3 protein-coding genes and 1 pseudogene are annotated in these 3,276 nt (G+C 59.4%); all 4 read right to left on the bottom strand.

What is annotated here, in order from left to right:
* On the bottom strand, window positions 1–1,310 hold a 1,310-nt coding region (locus IEV93_RS22425), incomplete at its 3' end, for a hypothetical protein (RefSeq protein ID WP_371873892.1).
* Between the two features lie 3 nt (window positions 1,311–1,313).
* On the bottom strand, window positions 1,314–2,045 hold the full coding sequence (locus tag IEV93_RS22430; RefSeq protein WP_188493350.1) for a hypothetical protein: 732 nt from the start codon (window positions 2,043–2,045) through the stop codon (window positions 1,314–1,316).
* Window positions 2,046–2,254: 209 nt separating this feature from the next.
* Entirely contained in the window at window positions 2,255–2,923 is a 669-nt protein-coding gene (locus IEV93_RS22435) for a hypothetical protein (RefSeq protein WP_188493352.1), read from the bottom strand.
* A 122-nt stretch (window positions 2,924–3,045) separates the two neighbouring features.
* Window positions 3,046–3,276 (bottom strand): annotated as a pseudogene (locus tag IEV93_RS22440) (hypothetical protein); the annotation flags it as partial.

A 3,276-nucleotide genomic window follows, 5' to 3' on the forward strand; every position in this document is an offset into this window, starting at 1 on the left:
GCCCCACTCTTGCCGCCCAGCCCCTTCGCGGTGTCGCCGGCTTTCGACATCGCCGATTGCGCCGCCGACGCCGGATTGCCGGCTTGACCGGATTGGGCAGCAGCGTTTTTGGCAGCGCCGGCTGGATCGCCGGAGCCCTGGCGTGACAGTGACTGCGCCGCATCGCTACCTGTCCGGTTGCACGCGGGGCCTGGACCACTTCCCCCGCCCCCGCCGCCGGCGCCGCCTCTTCCAGCGCCGGCGCCCGAGCCGGCCGCGCTAGTCCCGGTAGAGCTGGTGCCTCCGCCATTGGCCGGGCGCGAGAACCCCATTGGCATGATGGTGCCGATCGGGCTTCCGGGGTCGGGCAGGTTCAACAAACTCGACGAGGTCTTCGTTGCGCCGGGGTTGTAAGTGGAATCAATGACCGCACGCCCCTGCTGGTCGAGCCCGTTGACCACAGTCTGATGGCTTTGCACAAGAGCGGGACTGAGACCTGACGCCTTCACAGCCGTTGTGTACGAGAAGTTCTCCGCCTCCAGTCGCGACTTCAACCCCTCGAAACCCGTTCGAGTCCCAATCACTGCCGCGACCCAACCGGCGACAACATTGGCGTTGACGAATGCGTTTTTACCTGTACTCGTTGCGATATCGGCAACGCTTCTGGAACCTGCGCGCACTCCTTCGGCGGCCGTGCCGGTCCATGTTCCATTGGCTAAGACTCCAGAGATCCCCGCGTTCAAGGCCGATGCGGTGGCGGCAATGTCTCGCGCTAACGACATCCAATTCTCCACCAACGTAGTCAGCTTGGTTACATCGGCAGGCTGACTATTTCCATATCCCCAATCGATAACACCGCCTCCCGGGGCTGTCTCTGAACCGGCCGCGCACGGGAAGTGCCCGAGAAAGGCATCTTTTCCTGTCGGATCGGACGGCCTGCAATCGAAAGCCCCCGAAGATGGTTGACCTACCGGCGGATAATCCGCAGCCTTGTCAGAAGTTGACCGTAGAGCAGCTGACGTTTGTTCGTCTTGCGTCTGAATCCGCAAACCAGCCGCGCGAACCGCGTCGCCAAGTTGCTGTGCGTTTAGGCCTAGACCGTCCACCGCGTTGATACATGCGTCGCCCAAGGCGTTCAGGCCGCGCTGAATCTTGCCCGCCGTATCGAAGTTTCCCGCTGATCCGGTATCGGCGAGTTTTTGGGCGGTGTCCTTAAGGCTGGTGAAGGAGTCGTACGCTGAGTTGCAATGTTGGGCGATGGCTTTTGCCGTCTGCGGGTCGAAAGAGAGCGATTCGTTACTTTTGATATCGCCTAGGCTTGGCGTTGACACGGTTCAGCCCTCCGTCGGTCGCATCTGAATAGGTTTCGAAGGCAGGTACGGGGCAATTAGTGGCGCGTACTCTCTTACTTTTTCACATGGTTCGGCACGATAACCATTACTTACGCCCACGGTAACAGAAGCGCTGCCATAGAACGTCCCCCATACTATGTTGCAGTACTTTGTGCTTGTCCGATCATCGTTCCGAGTTTTATACACGGTGCCGGTAACATCCGATCGAATGGGGACCTTGGTCTCGATGGTTGTGTGATCGGGAATCGCGGAAACATCCGCGAAACTGGTGGCCTGGATGGCCACCGTGATGGAAAGGGATTCATAGTTGGGCCCCGTATCTGTCACCATTCGGCACAACTGCAACAACGAATGTTGGCCACCAAAACCGGTTTGCTTCTTCGTCATTTTGAGCTTGTCGCGGGTTAAAGAGTCGGGTAAGAAGGGGCAGACGTAAGGAATTATGTCGAAGTACGGGTTCTTGGGGTTCTCGTGATCGCTGTAGGTGGTTACGACACCCGTCATGTCTTTTGTGGAGTTGATGTCTTCGATTGAGTCGGGGACAGTGCCCGCCGGCGTGGGAAGCGCGGCCGGGTTCGACGATGAGGATGCGGCTTGCGGGGCCGGTCCGTCGGCCGAGGACGAGCATCCGACGACCGCGACAAGTGCCGCGGCGAGAACCGCACTCGCGACGGCGGTGGTCCGTCGGGTCGGGCCGTGTGCTGACGTTCTCAATCCAGATCCCCCATTCTGTACGGCTGTCCGCTACATGATGCCAGCATCGGAATGATGCGTCTCATGCTGATTCTCTCTTGCCTTGGTTGCGTGGGCTGCGATCCGCCGTAGGCAATTGCAAAGCGCGGTCGAACTGCAGCGGGCAATTGCGACAGGACGATCGCCGAGACCTAAATTGAGTCGGCAGCAAGTGGATCGAAAGAGATTGGTCATTGGGCCGGTCTCATTTGCGAAGGACTCTTGGGCATCGCCGGCGCGATTATCTTCGCAGCGTTAATGGACCCTGCGCAAGGATCATCCTCATCGGGGTTCCTAGTCCGGTAATTCACCACGATCGCCCCGAAGAATGTTCCCCACGCAGTTCCGCATTCTTCTTCGAAAGTTGAGTCTTCGGGGCCCGAGGGTGGGAGCTTTTTAGAGGTTCCCGATATCTCTGCCGAGATGCGGATGTCTTTTTCTAGTACTACAGCAACGTCTGATGCAAGCACTTCGGAGATATTGCTGGTATAAAAGTTGACGGTCAAGTTTGCTTGAACGAATCCCGCCGCGCTCCGCAGCATGATGCATGCTTGGGATACCAATTGTGTACCCGTAAATCCTCTTCTTTTATTGTCTACCCGAAGTCTTTCCATCACCTCGCGAGGGACAAAGGTGCAGATATCCGGAAGATGCGCGGCGTATGGGCTCTCGCCGAACGGCACGGTAGTCACCACGCCGGTCATGTCTTTGGTGGAGTTGAGGTCGAGGACTGAGTCTTTCTTAACACCGGGCGGAACCGATTCGGATGGAAACGCAGGCGAGGTCTGGGCGGATGCGATGGCGGTGTTCGGGGCGGGATCTCCGGTGGTTCCCGAGGTGCACGCTGTCGTGGCGGCCATGACGGCAGCCAGGACTGCGATCGAAAGTCGGGTGCTGCGCCGGAGCATCACTGAGTTACCTGTTTGCCTGGGTGACGCGTGAGCCGGAACATTGCTGCCGCACCCGCTTTGCGGTCATGGGGTCAGCGGGTGGTGTCGGGGCTGTCGGTGGTGTCCAGGTTGAGTCCGCCGAGCACCGGCGGTGCGGTGTCGGGGAGTTCGCCGGCGATCTCTTCGCCGTTCTCTTCGGAGATGAGGTAGCGGGCGCTTTTGTGTTCTTTCTCGTTTTCGCTGCCTTGGCCTCCACGTGCTCCGCCCATCGGTGCGCCGCTACCCATACCGGCGCGACCGGCTGCCGGTGCTGCTTGTGGTGC

Origin of the sequence: Williamsia phyllosphaerae (genome assembly GCF_014635305.1) — a bacterium.
GTDB lineage: Bacteria > Actinomycetota > Actinomycetes > Mycobacteriales > Mycobacteriaceae > Williamsia_A > Williamsia_A phyllosphaerae.